Origin of the sequence: Streptomyces flavidovirens DSM 40150, from assembly GCF_000429085.1 — a bacterium.
GTDB classification, from domain to species: domain Bacteria; phylum Actinomycetota; class Actinomycetes; order Streptomycetales; family Streptomycetaceae; genus Streptomyces; species Streptomyces flavidovirens.
In genome coordinates, this window is record NZ_AUBE01000005.1 from 156366 (window position 1) to 172089 (window position 15724).

At 68.4% G+C, this 15724-nt stretch carries 8 protein-coding genes and 1 pseudogene; 8 read left to right on the top strand and 1 reads right to left on the bottom strand.

The window, feature by feature from the left end; genetic code table 11:
* The first annotated feature begins 154 nt into the window (after positions 1–154).
* From G412_RS0110015 to G412_RS0110030, 4 genes and pseudogenes are all read left to right on the top strand, one after another.
* The gene (locus tag G412_RS0110015; protein WP_028811984.1) at positions 155–1369 is read left to right on the top strand and encodes a hypothetical protein; all 1215 of its coding nucleotides are present in this window, start codon (positions 155–157) and stop codon (positions 1367–1369) included.
* Positions 1362–3215: a dynamin family protein gene (locus G412_RS0110020; protein WP_028811985.1), complete on the top strand. Its 1854-nt coding sequence runs from the start codon at positions 1362–1364 to the stop codon at positions 3213–3215. Before G412_RS0110015 ends, G412_RS0110020 begins: the two co-directional genes overlap by 8 nt.
* Positions 3216–3650: 435 nt before the next feature.
* A pseudogene (locus G412_RS41700) lies at positions 3651–4351 on the top strand (ISAzo13-like element transposase-related protein); the annotation flags it as partial.
* Positions 4352–4618: 267 nt separating this feature from the next.
* Positions 4619–8014 (top strand): NACHT domain-containing protein, encoded by a 3396-nt coding sequence (locus tag G412_RS0110030; protein ID WP_078606891.1) that lies wholly within the window; start codon positions 4619–4621, stop codon positions 8012–8014.
* A 195-nt stretch (positions 8015–8209) separates the two neighbouring features.
* Here the strand turns inward: G412_RS0110030 and G412_RS0110035 are convergent, their stop codons facing one another.
* Positions 8210–9001: an SDR family NAD(P)-dependent oxidoreductase gene (locus G412_RS0110035; protein WP_028811988.1), complete on the bottom strand. Its 792-nt coding sequence runs from the start codon at positions 8999–9001 to the stop codon at positions 8210–8212.
* 1068 nt (positions 9002–10069) lie between these two features.
* Here G412_RS0110035 and G412_RS0110050 point away from each other — a divergent pair.
* From G412_RS0110050 to G412_RS33820, 4 genes are all read left to right on the top strand, one after another.
* Positions 10070–11599 (top strand): PrsW family glutamic-type intramembrane protease, encoded by a 1530-nt coding sequence (locus G412_RS0110050; protein WP_078606892.1) that lies wholly within the window; start codon positions 10070–10072, stop codon positions 11597–11599.
* Positions 11596–11973 carry a hypothetical protein gene (locus G412_RS0110055; protein ID WP_037648275.1) on the top strand — a complete coding sequence of 126 codons (378 nt, stop codon included), beginning with the start codon at positions 11596–11598 and terminating at the stop codon, positions 11971–11973. Before G412_RS0110050 ends, G412_RS0110055 begins: the two co-directional genes overlap by 4 nt.
* Entirely contained in the window at positions 11954–14065 is a 2112-nt protein-coding gene (locus G412_RS0110060) for a hypothetical protein (protein ID WP_028811992.1), read from the top strand. The genes G412_RS0110055 and G412_RS0110060 overlap by 20 nt, the downstream gene beginning before the upstream one ends.
* 228 nt (positions 14066–14293) lie before the next feature.
* The gene (locus tag G412_RS33820) at positions 14294–15658 is read left to right on the top strand and encodes a lysine N(6)-hydroxylase/L-ornithine N(5)-oxygenase family protein (protein ID WP_037648278.1); all 1365 of its coding nucleotides are present in this window, start codon (positions 14294–14296) and stop codon (positions 15656–15658) included.
* Positions 15659–15724: the final 66 nt, after the last annotated feature.

A 15724-nucleotide genomic window follows, 5' to 3' on the forward strand; every position in this document is an offset into this window, starting at 1 on the left:
CATCGACGAGGCCATAGACGTCGGCACGGAGGCCCGCGTTACAGGCACCGACCTTGGGCGGCGGCCGACGGCATACCCCGGCGGACACAGGACATGAATGACATGTCGGATCCGGAACCGCAAAGCCACTGGGGGGATTGTGGACACTCCAGCCGTGTCCCTCGATGTGGGGTCGGCGGCCCAGGCCGCAGCCTCGATCTTCAACACCCGACAGCAGATCAAGGCCGCCGAACGGGCCATGGCCTCCCAGCAGGACTTCGAGCGGGCCCAGGCGGGAGTCCGCTTCAACCGAGAACTTCAGCTGGAGGCCGTCCGGCACATGCGCCTGGCCGACCTCGCCGAACTCGACAGCCGCCTGCGTCAGGACAACGACCTCGCGGCGCTTCAGGCAAGGAAGCTCTTCGACACCTACCCGGTGGAGGAGGGCCCCGGGCACCTGAGGCAGAGCCTACGTTTGCTTTCCGCCGACCTCTCCACCCTGCCGCTGGTGGTCCTCCTGCCGACCTTCCACGGATCACCCGACGGCACGTGGGAGGGGCTGCGCGGCGCGGTCGTCGACGCGCTGCGTCGGCGATTGGCGACCGACGGCCTGATCGAACTCCAAGACTCCCTGCGGACGTTCAGCTGGCCGCACGCCGCTTTCTACTGGAACGACCTTTACGGCATCCCGACCCTGATAGTGCAGGTCCGCTACTTCCGCGACGTTCTCGACGTCAGTTTGGGGGGCTGCCATCTGCGGCCCAAAACTGAATCGCCCGCCGAGGCACTGCACAGCGTCTACCGCCACCGCATCGCGCGCCCGGAACGGTGGACACCCGAGTCGATCGAGGACCTCAATGCCAAGGCACCCAAGAGCCATCTGCTGGCCGTTCCGAAGGATGAGGCCGGCCAGTTGGGGCTGGACGTCGAGATCGCGGCCCGCGCCGTCACCGCGGTCGTGACCGCCGCGGTCGACGCGTACTATCTGGGCAACTCCGTCCGCTACCCTCAGCACTTCGACGAGGCCGCGGCCATGCTCGGCCCAACCGCGCTCACCGAATGGCCCGCGGACTTGGGCGTGCCGCTCAGCCGGGTCGCCGACCCTGCGTTTCATCTGCTGAAGGTCGCCACCCGCCAGGCGAGCAGAGGGCAGGCCAGCCAGGCCATCGTCTCGCTGCGCCATTCGTTGGCAATTCTCAGCCACCCTGACTACGCAGTGACCGGCCCGCCTTTCCCCCCGGTCGCCGAGGCGGCAGAGCACCTGCCCGCCACCGGTCCGCTCTACGCCCAGGCCTTGCGCAATGCCATCAACGCCACGGCCGACGCCCTGAGTGACCACGATCCGCTGCGCCGGGAACTGGACGACATGTCAGGAGCCCTGCATGACTGACCAGCCGCCGATCACGCCCATCACACCCATTACGCCGGTCATCGACATGCTGGCCGTCATGGACCGCCACAGCGGGCTGCTGCCACTGCCCGCGCCCGGGCTCCGCGCTTCGTTGAACGCGGTACGGCGGGCCTACGAACGCAGCCACTTGGCCGTCGTCGGACCGGAAGGCGCCGGGAAATCCACTCTGATCAACGCCCTGGTGGGGACAGAGGTCGCCCCCACCTCTGCCTACCTGCCCGGCACCGTGGCTCCGGTCCACGTGGTCTACGGCGATCACCCGGCACCGCGTTTCAAGGTTTTTCACATGCACGAAGTGGCCGGCCCTACCACGATCGACACCGACCGGCAGGACTTCGAGCGGTGGATGCTCCAGGACCACAACCCTGGCAACTGCCGCCGCGTTCTGCGCGGCGAAATCAGCCTACGAGCCGACCTGCTGCGGGACGGGCTCCGGCTGGTCGACCTCCCGGGCGCCAACAGCGTGTCACCCGTGGTTTCCGCGCAGACGGCCGAAGACCTGGAGGGCAGCGCCTTCACCGCGGTACTCGTCAATCTCGGCCGCGTCAGTATCGCCGCCGTGACCGACGTTCTGCGACAGCTCGCCGACAGCCCATACGACGTGAAGGTCGCCGCCGTCGTCTTTAACGAGGCCGACGCCAGGCTGCTCACGCCGGAGCGGTTGACGGACCACCTCACGATGCGCCGACGCAGCGTCACCGAGTGCCTGCTGCCCGTCGACCGGGACGACGCCCTCGGCGTCAGCACGGCGGGGACGTACACCCTGCACCTGCCGTCCCTGCTCAGGTCTCCTCACCACGGGGACCGGGGCCCGGGCACCGAGCAGTCGGCACAGTGGACTGCCTTCCGGACCGAGGTCGCCGAACAGGTACGCCGGAACGTGTCGGTGACCGCGGTGGCCGCTGCACGGCAGGCGCTGCCGCTGCTGGATGGAGCGCTCGCGGACCGGGTCAGGCTGATCGACGGGGTCCTCGGGCACACAGTCACAACGGAGACCGCCGAGACCGTGCGCCGAGAGGTGGCTGAGTCGACGCGCGATCTCCTGTACGAGACGGAGTCGAGCCTCCGCAACGAAGACTGGTTCGCATTCGAACCGAGCATGCTCCGGGTGGCCGACCGGCTGCGCCGTGGATTCGACACCATCGAAGGCCAGCTCAGCACACGTTGGGCGCTGGCCAAGGCCGAGGCCGCGGCCGTCGAGAGCGAGCTCCAGCAGCTCTTGGCCGAGGCACAGAACTCCCTGGCAGCGGCGGTCGCACCGTCCTTCGCACGGCTCGCCGCCCGTTTGGAGCAGGTCACGGAGGAGGGCGTCGCGGCCTTCGACGCCCGGATCCCGGTCGGCGCCACGGAGACGTCCGGTACCGCGGAGGATATACGTACCTTCCGGGTCGGGACCTACGATTACACGAGCATGGGGGATGCGTGGGCCGAGCTGGCAAACGACGGGAAGATGGGGCTCGCACTGGCTTTGTTGCCCACGACCTGGGGCATGTGCGCGGGCTTCCACTACCTCGGCGGTGGGCACCTGGGCTATACCCGACGGAGGATGCGCGGGACGTGCAAGGAGATCGACAGCAACCTGGCGCCCGCAAGCGTCAACGGCTATTCTCCCGCCTGGCTGGAAATCCGCCTCGACATGGTCGCCAAGGCCAGCGACGAAGCAAGTCGGAGGCTCGCCGGGAGCGCAGCCGAGGCTACCGGAGTCCGCCCACGCAGTACTGACAACCTCACACGCCACCGTCAGGCCATCGAAGCCGCCCGCAAGGAACTGGCAGCGTGGCAAGGCCGCCTCGACGCGTCGGTCACTCGCCAGTCACATGGTTGAGAGTTGCTTCAGCACCACATGTAGTGGAGGGCCTAGGTGGACCGGTCGGCTGCGTTGCCTCCCCAGACAGTCCAGGGTGCAGGGGGCTGCCGGGGCCTGGGCGGCGATGGCGTCGAGCCGGAAGCCATCGGCATTGCCGTTACAGGGTGTCCAGTGAATCCAGCGCCGGTCGAACACGTTGCGAGCCCAGGACCGCTGGTCCTGGGCTCGCTCCCGTATCCGCGGGGGGCGGATGTTCACGCACGCGGTGCTCTGTTCAACGGTGGCCCATCGCCCCGGTTATGGCACCGGCGGCCGGCCCCGACAGGTCCTCCCTGGGGTCGACCCCGCGTCACACTCCGGTGAGTCCGAGACGGCGGGCCCGCTCCTCTACGGCGGCGCCTACGAACGGGTGGTCTCGGGCGCCGCATCGCCAGACGCTCAGAAGGAACTGGGAACAGCGGCTGTGAATGGGAGCCGAGAGGCCAGCCGGTGTGGGTCGACACCCACAACTTCCCTGACCGTGAACTGGGTAGAGCGGTGCCCTACGACATCTACGACGTCGCAGCGAAGACCGGCTGGGTCAGCGTGGGGACCGACCACGACACCGCCGCGTTCGCCGTCGAATCCATCCGCCGCTGGTGGACCGGAGCCGCGCGGGCCGCCTATCCGACGGCCGGCTGACTGCTAATCACCGCCGACGCCGGCGGGTCCAACGGCTACCGCATCCGTACCTGGAAGACCGAACTCGCCCGGTTTGCGGGTGAGGCCGCACTGGCGATCACGGTCTGCCACCTGCCTCCCGGAACAGCGAAGTGGAACCGGATCGAGCACCGTCCTGCCGAACTCGACACCAACTCGTGCCCACCGGCATCCAGGTACCTCAGGCCGGACCTCAGTGAACGGGCTGGGTCGCCTCACGCAGCTTTCACTGCGGAGACCCTGAACTGACCGGGATGACCCGCCAACAGCTCAGCGAACTCATTGACGCCCTGACGCCTGCGCTGGAGGTCCAACGCGAGGAAGTACTCCGCACACGTCGTGGCCACGAGCCTCTGGTCGCGCCCGGAACAGGCGCCAAAGCCAAGCTAACCCCAGCCGAGCGGATCCTGGCCACCGCGCTCCACCTGCGCGGATCGGGACCGCCGGGTGGGTGAATCCGGTGATGAGGGTCATTCGCGCCGGCCCCAGCGTGGGCCACACACGGAGGAACTCTTCGTTCCATATGGCCTTGGTCACGGAGGGAGCGGTCGGCGGTGGCAATTGGTCCATCCCCGCATGCGCGGGGGCATCGACCCCGTGCCCGCGGGCGCGGCGGGGGCACAGGCCGTGACTGCGCTGGTCGGGTGAATGAGGGTGGAGCGGCCACCTGACACGGAACCAGTCACCACGTGAACGTTGGAAGGAGTCCTTCGCGTCGGCTGATGCAGCAGGGGTACGGCAAGGCCCGGCCGTGGCGGGTCCGCAAGAGCGGGTGGTACTACGTGTCGCTCGCGGCGACGGTCGTGGGCACTCTGATCCTGCTGTTCCTGGCCGTGACTGCGTTGGTCACGCTGGTGAACGACAGGGCGTTCTGGACGCCCATCGAGGGGCTCGACGAGCACTGCAAGAAGAGCGGCTACGCCTGCAACGTCCTCCAGTCGCTGATCATGCCGTTCCTCACTCTCTCCCTGGCCACCGTCGCGTACCTCTCCTTCCGGTTCGCCCGGGTGCGCAGGGCGTATCTGAGGAAAGCCCGGGAAGAGCCGCACGAGCTGGTGGAGACGGCGGGTGGCATCCTCGGCAGGGTCGTGGGCCGCGACCAGCTGTGCGAGGTCCTCATGGAGGACCAGCGGGACAGCCGGTTCCGCCGTACGCATGTCGTGGTCGGCGGCGTCGGTACGGGCAAGACGGCACTGATCGTGCTGTTGACGGAGCAGCTCGCCCGGCGCAAGGCACTTCCCGTGCCGCTGCGGCTGCGGAACGCCGACAAAGACCTGGATTTCCGCCGGCTGGCCTTTGAACGGTTCTCCCGAGAGGTGCAGGGCTACATCCGTTCCGACGCCGAGGCGGAGAAGGCGTGGCGCCGGCTGTGGCAGCAGGGACGGATCGTCGTCCTCGCGGACGGCCTGGAGGAGGCGCTGGCCGGTGAGGACATGGCGGAGGAGCGCGACAGCGTCATCCGGCTGGCGATCCGACGGGCCACCGACGAACGGCTGCCGCTCATCATCACCTCACGCCCGCACGACTCGCTTCGCGGGATGGAAGCCTCCCTCACGGACCTGGAACCGCTGAGTGAGGAGGCCGCGCTCACGTACATCTCCTCCGGCAACGCCTGGGAGGACCGGCAGCGGCTGGACTGGATCGTCGAGAAGGCCGGCATCGCGGAGGCGCCCACGTATTTGCAGATCGCCAGTGAACTCCATGAGGAGGGCCTGCTGGAGCGCGCCCTTACCGCCCGCTCCGAAGAGGAGGCGGTGGAGACGCGCGGCGGGGATCGGGCGGCACTGCGCTACCACCTGCTGGACACCTGGATCGCCGCCCTGATCAGCGGACGCTTCCGGCCCGAACTGCCACTGGGACAGGATGAGCGGCGGGCGGTCATCCACTACCTGTCCGCGCTCGCGTGCGCGGGCCTGGCCTCGGATTCCTGCGAAGTGCACTTCACCGACGTGGTGGACGAGCAGAACCCCTCGCGGCCCCGCTACCCCGAGATCCTGGCGGAGTTGGTGCGAAGGGTCGAGGACAGCAGGCTGGACGTTCGCCTCGCCGCACACTGGGGGGCGCGCATGGGACTGGTGGAGGTCAGCGGTGACAAGGTCCGCTTCCAGCACAGCGTGATCCAGGCCCACCTCGGAGCACGCTTCATGAACGCCGTGATCCATCCGGAAGTCCCCACCAACTCCAGGGAGGGACGCTTCTTCCCCGCGGCGCTCGAAAGGCCGGGCCGGGAACTGCTGATCGCCATGGTGCTCTACTCCCGTACGCCGGAGGGTTCCTGCCGCCACGCGGAGGAGGCGCACAGCGAGCAGGAGGCGGAGGCGGAGGCGCACGGCGGCGGACAGCTGTGGTGCCCCGTGTCCGCCGCACGCGATCTCCTGGTGCGGGCGGCCTGCAAGGCGCAGATGGCGACCGGGGAGGACACACCTGATTCCGGCGAGAGCACGGAACCACAAGGACGGACATCGGAGCGGCAAGGCCAGGCCCCGGACGCGCGGCAGCTGTCCGGTCGTACGCTGCATGCCAAGGCGCTCGAGCTGTACGCCGCCGCCCTGGAGATCGACAGCGTGGACGCCGAACCGCAGCAGCACCTCATCGCCATGCGGCTGACCACGGCCTGGCCGGACCTGCGTGCCCGCGATCCGCACACTCTGCGCGTCGCGAAAGGGCTGTTGGTCTCCCGCTTCGGCGACGCCATGCGTGGCGTCGCACGGAAGCGCACCGTGGTCCCCGCCTACCTGGAACTCTTCGAAATCGCGCGCCTGGAACCGTCGTACCCCATCCGCGTCGCCATCGCACAGGAGATCGGCGCGGGCGGTGACAGCGCCTTCGCAGTGTTGCAGGCTCGGTTGCGCGGCCCGGAAGTCGACCGGGACGAGAGGATGGACCGCGACCCGAACTGGATGCTCGACCTGTGGGAGACCCAGGAGCCCGAGACGGACGCGCAGGGGGAGCGCCGAGGGCACCGTCGGGCGGAGCGCGACGGGGAGCACTCCCCATGGGAGATGCGCGAACGCGAGCAACGGCGGCGCGAGGAGCGCAGGCAGGAGGAGTCCGAACGGGAGGGGGAGGAACAACAGTGGCGGGACAACACCATGTGCGCGTGGCTGGTCCCCCTGCTTGTCGGCTCCGTCACGACACAGCGCCACCAGAACACGCCCTACGAGTTCCTGGAAAGCTGGGTACGCCGAGTCGGTGCACCCGACGGGTCGGGCGCACCCGCGCTCGACCTGACCGTGGAGGTCGCTCTTGCCCAGGGCTTCAAGTACGCGGCGAACCGCCGCCACCGCCATCCACATGCCCGCACCGAGGCCCGCGAGTACCTCAGCGGGCAGGCCTGGGACATGCTCAAGCGCACCAATTTCTGGTTCACCCGCCTCACCCTCCTGCACGCGCTGACCCTGTGGGACCTGCCCGACGGGGTCACGGTGACGCGCCCCATGCACGGACAGGGTTCCGACCCAGAGGAACAGGTCCGTCAGTGGCTGGCCATCCCGGATGGCAAAGAGGAGCACCCGTTCGTCGAGGAAGCCGCCCAGCTCTGCGTGTGGGCCCTGGAGACCGGGCAGCCCGAGCGGTTCCTCTGGATCGACGAATCCGGTGTCGCCGCCCACGTCGGCTCGCAGACGGCGCCGCAGGGCGAGGCACGCAAGCACCAGTTGTGGATCCCGCCCTCCACCGGCTGGAGCACCCTGCACCCGCGCGCCCAACAGCTCCTCGCGGACGTGCTCCTGCTCCTCAACCTCGCCGAGCGGGGCGACTGGCCCAAGGACCGCCTCCGGCGCCTTCGGCACACGGCACGACCGGACCTGCCGCCGTGCCTGACCCGGGACCGCAACCCGCTCGACCCAGGTCGTACGGTCGTCCGTACGGCCGCCTCCCAGGCCGGCTCCAACTGTCGTGACGACTGCGCGTTCGAGCTGTGCCCATACCCGCCCAAGGGCCTCGACGGTCACCGGGTCGAGCTGAGCGAGGCCCTCTGCCGGGCGCAGTCCACCCTGCTGTCACGGTCCTTCCTCCGCCCTCAGGCACCGTGGCAGCGACGCACGAACGTCGCCCAGCTGCGCCAGTTCTGGGAGCGAATGGGGCAGCGGGCACAGGACAACCCCCGACCCCGCTGACGCCGTGGCGGACGTACTGGGTGAAATACCTGGTTCCGGCGCGGACGCTCGCCTCCTTCGTCCCGATGCTTCGCAGCACGGAGGGGGATGGTAGCCCCAAGCGCAACCGGCGTACGGCACACCGTCCGCACCCACGCCCTGGCCGCAGCGCAGCACCTCTGCAACGACCGACCGGCGGGGACGGAGCCGAGGGTGTCAGCGTTTGTGGCGTTGTCCCCTGACGAGCTGTTCGGTGGTCTTGTCGGCGCCGATGCGGCGTTGGATGGCGGCGGTCAGGCTTGGGGCGGCGCCGCCGAGCAGGGCGATCAGGCGCAGGTTCAACGGGGCCACGTCCACTTCGGCCACGTTGTTCTCGATGGCTCGTATGGTCGCGCGGGCCACGTCCTTGGGTGACCGGGTGCCGACGCCGCGGGGCAGGGTCGCGCCGGAATCGGCGAACATGCCCGCCTCGCTGATGTAGCCGGGGAAGAGGGTGGAGACACCGACGTTGTGGGGCCGCATGTCCTCGCGGAGCGCGAGGGCGAATCCGCGCATCCCGAACTTGGTGGCGTTGTAGAGGGAGGACTGCGCGGAAGCGGTCTTGCCGGAGAGTGAGGAGATGAAGACCAGGTGACCGCGACGGCGGGCGGCCATGCGTTGTCCGGTCAGCTTCGCCATGACGATGGGCGCGCGGAGGTTGACGTCGAGCGCGCGGTCGATCTCGCTGATGGAGTAGTCGGCGAGTAGACCGTTCGCCGGCAGCGCGGCGTTGGCCACGAGAACGTCGATCTCGCCTGCCTCCGCTAACAGTTCCTCGATCGAGTCCCGGTCGGCCAGGTCGGCGGGGAGGGCCTGGCCGCCCAGTTTCTCAGCCAGCGGCTCAAGTATGTCCGTACGGCGGCCGGTGAGTACCACCTCGCCGCCGCGGGCGGCCAGGGCCCCCGCCAGCGCCTGCCCGATCCCGCCGGTGGCTCCCGTCACCAACACCTTCGCGCCGCGCAGATCCATGTCACATACTCCTGTCTCGGGTATTCGGAAAGCCGACCCCACGCATCCGTACCGGAGTGGAGGTTCCAGTCGGACCGGTCGAGCCGGTCGCCGTAGTACATGCGGGCAGGGGCGCCCCTGAATGGCGCGGGCTCCCGGAATGCGGACGGTGAGAGATTCCTGGCGATGGTGCTGGGATCGATCGTGACTGCCGCATGCCCCCACCCTCGTCTGCCTTACGGACGCTTGTCTTGTACGAATGTTCCGTGGCTCGCCCACGCGAGGTCGTCTCCTGCCAGCTCTGGGTCACTGGCCAGCGTCGCCGGCGTCAGTCCCATTCGACGTCGAGCGCCAGGTCCTCGATCCGCACACAGCCGCGGTTTACGCCGATCCGGTCCCGGGCCCACGCCACCTCCGGGTCCACAGGTGACCCGGTCCGCGTCGCCCGAGCTCAGCGCATCACCGCAGGGCAGCCTCTACCGCGGTGCTGAAGATTGACGTTCCGATCAGGTGGCTCAAGAGCGGTTTGGGAATCCTCGCATTCATGCCTGCCCATTGGGGTGTGTCCACCGGAAGGGTCTTCCCAAAGGGCCGCTTGCCTCCGAGAGGGCGTCTGCGGCGCGATTTCGACGGCTGGATTGTGCAGAGGGTGGGCAAGATGCAGCGGACCTATATGCATTTCTCAATGAGCGGTGCGGCAGCAATGGCTTGCGGCTAGCCTCTGCCGAGGTGTCGAACGAGGGGGACTGTGACTGTGGAACCAGACAATGGCGCGGAGTTAGCCGACGGCGCACCACGCCCGCAGGTGCGATTACTGATGATCGCCGCGGCGATCGGCGCAGTGGCGTTAGGGGCGTCCCTCGTGATCCAGTCCGCCGGACTCATCGATCCCGAGCCACCCCGGATGCCGAGTCTGCCGTCTCTCTCGCCGGAGGTGCCAAACGCCCCGTCCGGCCTCCCCACCGAACCAGGCGACCCGCCGTCGCTGCCGACCGAGTTCCCCTCCTCCTGGCCCAGCGGGCTTCCCTCGGGCTTCCCTACGGACCTTGAGCTGCCCACCGACCTGCCCAGTCTGCCGGGGGATGCCACATGACCGAGAGTCTGTCGGCCGGTGGACCGGCCCGTACCGCCCCAGCCGCCTTAGGGCTTGAGCATGCCGATGAGGTGGCCCGTGCACGGGCCCTGCTGGTGGTCCGGCTGGCGATCGGGTTGTACCTGGTCGAGGTGCTGCTCAACCTCGCCCGGCCACGGATCGCGCCGAACGAGCCGTCGCTGACCATCTTCTGGCAGCTTCCGGGGGAACTGGAACAGGGCCCCCTGGAATCGCTCGGCTCTCTCTTCGCCATCCCGCGGGCCGCCTTCTGGCTGGTGCTCGCGGGCATCGCGGTGGGCATCGTCCTTCAGATCATCGCCGTGCGCAGACCTCCGGAGGGCCGCCAGGCCACCGTCCTCACCTGGGCCACCCTGGCCACGCTTGTGGGCTCGTTCGCGCTGTTCTCTCTGGTTGTCCTGGCCGGCGCTCCTCTGATCGCTCTCGCGTGTGTTCCCAGCAGTGCTTTCGCCCTGTGGCTGGTGTACCGGTCCCAACGGTTCGCCTGGCTTCCGGTGCCGATGCTGCTCACGGCATTCGGCTGGGGAGCGCTGATCCAGTTCGGTCTCGGCCGTGCCTTCACCGGTCTGGCGTACGGAACCATCAACGGCTACCTGAACAAAGGCATGGAAGGCGGGCTCACTGCCCGGCTCGGTGATTCCTATCGGGTGCTCGACTACACGCTGCTGCATTTGAGTTTCGTCAACCAACTGGCGGCCGCGATCGGCATCGTGCTGCTGATCCTGATGTTCCGGCACCGCGTCACCGACGTCGTGACAGGTCTCGTGATCGGCGCTGCCACCGGGCTCGGCTACAACTGCAGCGAGAGCGTGCTGTTCATCCAGCTGTGGGGCATCCTGGGCACCTTCAATGGCGCGACGGGCGGCTTCGAGTACTGGATCCGCCAGTCGGTTGCCCTGTTCGGCGGGCAGGTCGCCTTCGGCGCACTCGTCGGGGCGGGGATCGGGCTGGCGGCCCAGGCACGGCGGCGCTCGCAACGCGTGAGGATCGTCGTGGCCACGTTGGTGGCGGCGACCGGTGGGGCAGTGGCCACCGAGGTATGCGCGGCCTGGTTGTCCAAGATGGCCCGCGACCACGTCGACATCGGCTCGACGCTCGACACCCTGGTGATCTCTCCGTCCCTCTGGATCGCCCCCCAGGTGCCATTCCTCGTGGTGTGCGTGTTGCTGCTGAGGTCCGGGTTGCGGGTACGCCTGGGTGCTGCCCGTACCGCCGTCAAGAACGAGGCGGCAGCGGACGGTGGTGCGATCACGGAACGTGAGGCCCCGTTCCTGGCTGATCCGGCGCTGCGGTTCTGGACCGTGGTCAGCACATGGCGGCGGCACGGACGGCCCGCCGCCTTGGCGCTGCGGCGCTTGCAGCGCGCCCAACTGGAGCTGGCCGGCTGGCGCTGGCAGCAGCAGCGCGCCGGTGCGGACGGGACGCCAAACTCTGAAGTGGAGGGCGAGAAATTGCAGGGAAAGGTTCTCGAACTGCGGGCGGTTATGCACCGGTTGGTGGCGTCATGACGCCCCGCGCAGCCGCCGTGGCGGTGCTTCGCGTCGTCGGGGCCCTTTGCGTCCTGGCCGCCAGCCTCTGCACGCTCCTGCTGACCTCACCATCGGCCTCCGCGTGCGACGTCAGCTACCGGTACACCCCTGAGATCAAGTTCGGCGGGTCCGGCCTCGGTGGCGTCAAACCGTGCTCCGCGGGCACCTCGCTGACGGGCACCGCGATCCTCGCCCTCCTGGCCGCCTCCGCTCTCGCCGCCGCCGGCACCATCGCCTTTCGCAAGGGAAGGGAAACCGCCGAGACCTTCGACGGCCAGGAAGACCCGCTGTCCGGCTATCTGCACCCGACCGAGCATGGAACGAGGGGACACGATGCGGACACGTCGCTGTAGCCCCGCCGTCCGGCTGGGACGGTTCGGCGCCGCTCTGCTGGCCGTCGCCGTACTGACCGGCCTGTCGACTCCCACGGCGGTGGCATCCGACACTCCCGCTGCCGGTCAGTCCGCGACCCCCGAGGTCGGCGGGGAGTTCGCAGAGATCGCTCGAGAACTCCTGGACGATCCGCTCGGCCGAGGTGGCATGAATGCCCACCGGCTTCTCAACATGCAGGACGGCAACCGCAATCTCGCCGTCATCTGGTTCGACCTCACGGGTTTCCAGGCCTCGCATGTGAAGTCACTTACACGCCAGTTCGGAGAGGCCCCGTCGTACACCGACGGTTACATCGGATACGGCAGACTGTTGAAACCGGAGGGGAATGAGGCGCTCTACGACCGAATGGCTATCGAGGGCAACGGTCCACTGCTGGAATTCGCCGCGGTCAATGACCCGCGCAAGGACCACTCCGAGGCCATCATCTACGAGAAGAGCCTGACCCCGGTCCTTTCACGGCTCGGCATGAGGAACGCGGCCATCCAAAGGTTACTGAAGGCAGGGCGGGGCGGGTTCTCCGACCGGGGGCGCTGTCCGGCATGCCTGAAACTGACCAGCGGCATCCCCGCAAAGAACTTCGTGTCCGCGACGCCGTACGAGACCAGGCAGCAAAGAGGTGCGTCGGCGAACCGGGTGTTCGGCATCACGAGCAAGGCCATCACTCTCCTGAAACGGGAAGAGAAAAAGAAGAAGGCCGAGCCGAAGCAGCCATTGCCGGCCCCGGGCAACCCGGACACCAACTGCACCGCCATGGGGAGGAGCACGGGACGTCCCGTGCTGGCCATGACCGCGCCCCTTGCCGCCGACGGATGCGGTGAGGGCAAGAGCGCGCAGCCGGGCGGTCTCGGCCAGGCTCTGACCGGCCCGGCCGGAGCCGACGCCTACGGGGGAGTGGACTTCTCCACGCTGGAGATGCGCTACATCTCCGACGGCTCGGACGGGATGCGGTATGCGTACTCCTCCCGGCCCTTGCCCGAGGGCTACCAGCAGGACACCGAGCTGGGGAGGAGAGTGGTGCGAACCGCAAGCGCCGATCTGCGGACCTGGCTGGTGCTCGATCCGCAGAAATTCTGGGTCAATCTCAACCCCACGGAACCGGACCGCATCGTGGACTCCGCCCTGGGACGGACCAACGCCGGCCGCGTCATGCTCGAAGCCGACCTCCAGATGAAGCGCACCCAGGCGAAGATCCTTCACCCCGACTCGGTGACGGGCAAGCGGTACTGGCGAGAGCTTCGACCCTCCGCGGACGGCTCCAGCTGTCTCTCCTCCCGGATGTGGATCACCCCCGGACAGGTCGAGGTGCGCGAGGACGGCGGATCGCTCTACATCCTCAAGGCCCAGCTCGACGTAAAGACAAAGTCCGAGCATATCGACGACCCCTATTCCAAGTCATGCGACGCCGATCCCGTCACGGACGCACACAACGAAGACCTGGAACGCACCCTCGTTCTGCCCGAGATCGTGAAAGCGGTCAACACCGCACCGGAGTACGCGCCCCTGCGCCGCGCGTTCATGGCGCGGATCATCGCGCAATGGGTACGCGAGCGGCACCAGCAGGGGCACCGGACCTCGTTCGACGACCTGATCGATTCCAAGGAACTTGGCCCGTCCGAGCTGGACGGAAACTGGCGCCCCAAGGAGGTCTTCGACGACTACGTCCACTCCTACCGCCACCACGAGTTCGACATCACGCGCAAGACCCGTGACGGAGCGAGCGAGCGCATCACCCGGTACGTGTACGGCGGCGCGGACCTCACGAACGTACAGCTCACCTCCGTCACCGCGCAGGAGATGGACGCGCGGTACCCGCAGCTCGACCAGTCCGCTCAAACCTCTGCCGGCCGCCCGGTGACCGCAGCCGACGGTTCCATCTGGCTGGGCGGCTCCATCCGTTCCCCGGAGGAGGGCTTCTGGGAGGGGCTCAAAGACGAGGCTGACAGGCTGACGGACGGAAACGGTCTCGTTCTGGTGGTGCTCCTCTTCGCACTCGGGGCCACTGTGTTCGGCTTCCGGACCCGCCCACGGCGCGGCAACCGCCCCGCCGCGTAGATCCGGGCCGTTGCCCATGGCCGGGCCCGTCCGCTCAGGCGGACGGGCCCCGCGCCCTTGACTTGCGTCCCGTGTCAAAGGGTCCGACAGGGCGCAGGGCGGTACGCGCGGACTTGACACCCCGTGCGGTCTAGGGGAATTTAGGCACGCCTTACCTTAGTATCCAGTCTTTGATTGTGGCCGTGTGGTGCGCGGTCGCTCAGTCGTACGATCGATGGAAGGACCAGCATGTCGGGACGCCGCGAGGACAGCGGCCAGGCCGAGGGCGCCGCCCGGGACCTGGTCGGCATAGGTTTCGGTCCGTCGAATCTGGCTCTGGCCATCGCCGTCGCCGACCACAATCGCCGCGACCCCGAACGAGCGCTGCAGGCACGTTTCGTGGAGCAGCAGGAGCGCTTCGGCTGGCACCGCGGCATGCTCCTGGAGGGGGCGACCATGCAGGTCTCCTTCCTCAAGGACCTGGTCACCATGCGTGACCCCAGCAGCCGCTTCTCCTTCCTGATGTACCTTCAGGACCGCGGACGGCTGGCCGACTTCATCAACCAGAAGACGTTCTTCCCCACCCGGATCGAGTTCCACGACTACTTCGAGTGGTGCGCCGCCGAGTTCGGCGACAGCGTCGACTACGGACGGCGGGTCACCGAGATCCGCCCCGTGCGCAACGGAGACCGCGTCGAGGCCGTGGACGTCGTGTCGGAGAGCGTGTCCGACCCGGCCGACCGGGAGGTGCTCCGGGCCCTCAACGTCGTCGTCGGCACCGGTCTCAAGCCCCGCCTCCCCGAAGGCGTGACCCAGGGCGAACACGTCTGGCACACCCGCGACCTGCTCTTCCGCGCACCGCAGTTGACGGACCTCCGGCACCGCCGGTTCGTCGTGGTGGGTGCCGGACAGTCCGCCGCCGAAGCCGTCGACTACCTGCACCGGACCTTCCCGGACGCGGAGGTCAACGCGGTCTTCACCCGCTACGGCTACAGCCCCGCCGACGACAGCCCCTTCGCCAACCGCATCTTCGACCCCTCCGCGGTCGACGACTTCTTCACCGCGCCGGAGAACGTCAAGCAGGACCTCGACGGCTACCACCGCAACACCAACTACTCCGTGGTCGACGGCGACCTCATCACGCAGCTGTACCGCACGCACTACCAGGAGAGGGTCAGCGGCCGGGAACGCCTGCGGTTCCTCAACACCACCGAGCTCGGCGGTGTCGAGGCCCTGCCCGACGGCGCCCGCGTCCTGGTCCGCTCGCTGACGACGGGCCAGCAGGAGACCCTGGACTGCGACGCCGTGGTCATGGCCACCGGCTACCGGCCGGTCGACCCGCGCGACCTCCTCGGCGACCTCGCCGCCGCCTGCCTCACCGACGAGCGGGGCCGGGTGCGGGTGGACCGCGACCACCGCGTGCTGATGAGCGACCACGTGGACGTCGGCGTCTACCTCCAGGGCGGCACCGAGCACACGCACGGCGTCACGTCCTCGCTGCTGTCCACCCTGGCCGTTCGCTCCGGCGAGATCGCCGACTCCCTCCTGCTGCGCCGTACCGCCCAGGCATTGCGCGCCGACCGTGGCCGGGAGATCGACGCGCTGCTCGGCTGACCGGCACGCGCCCCTGATGCGAGGAGGCCGCCCTCCCCACCCTTACGGGCGGGAGGGCGGCCTCCT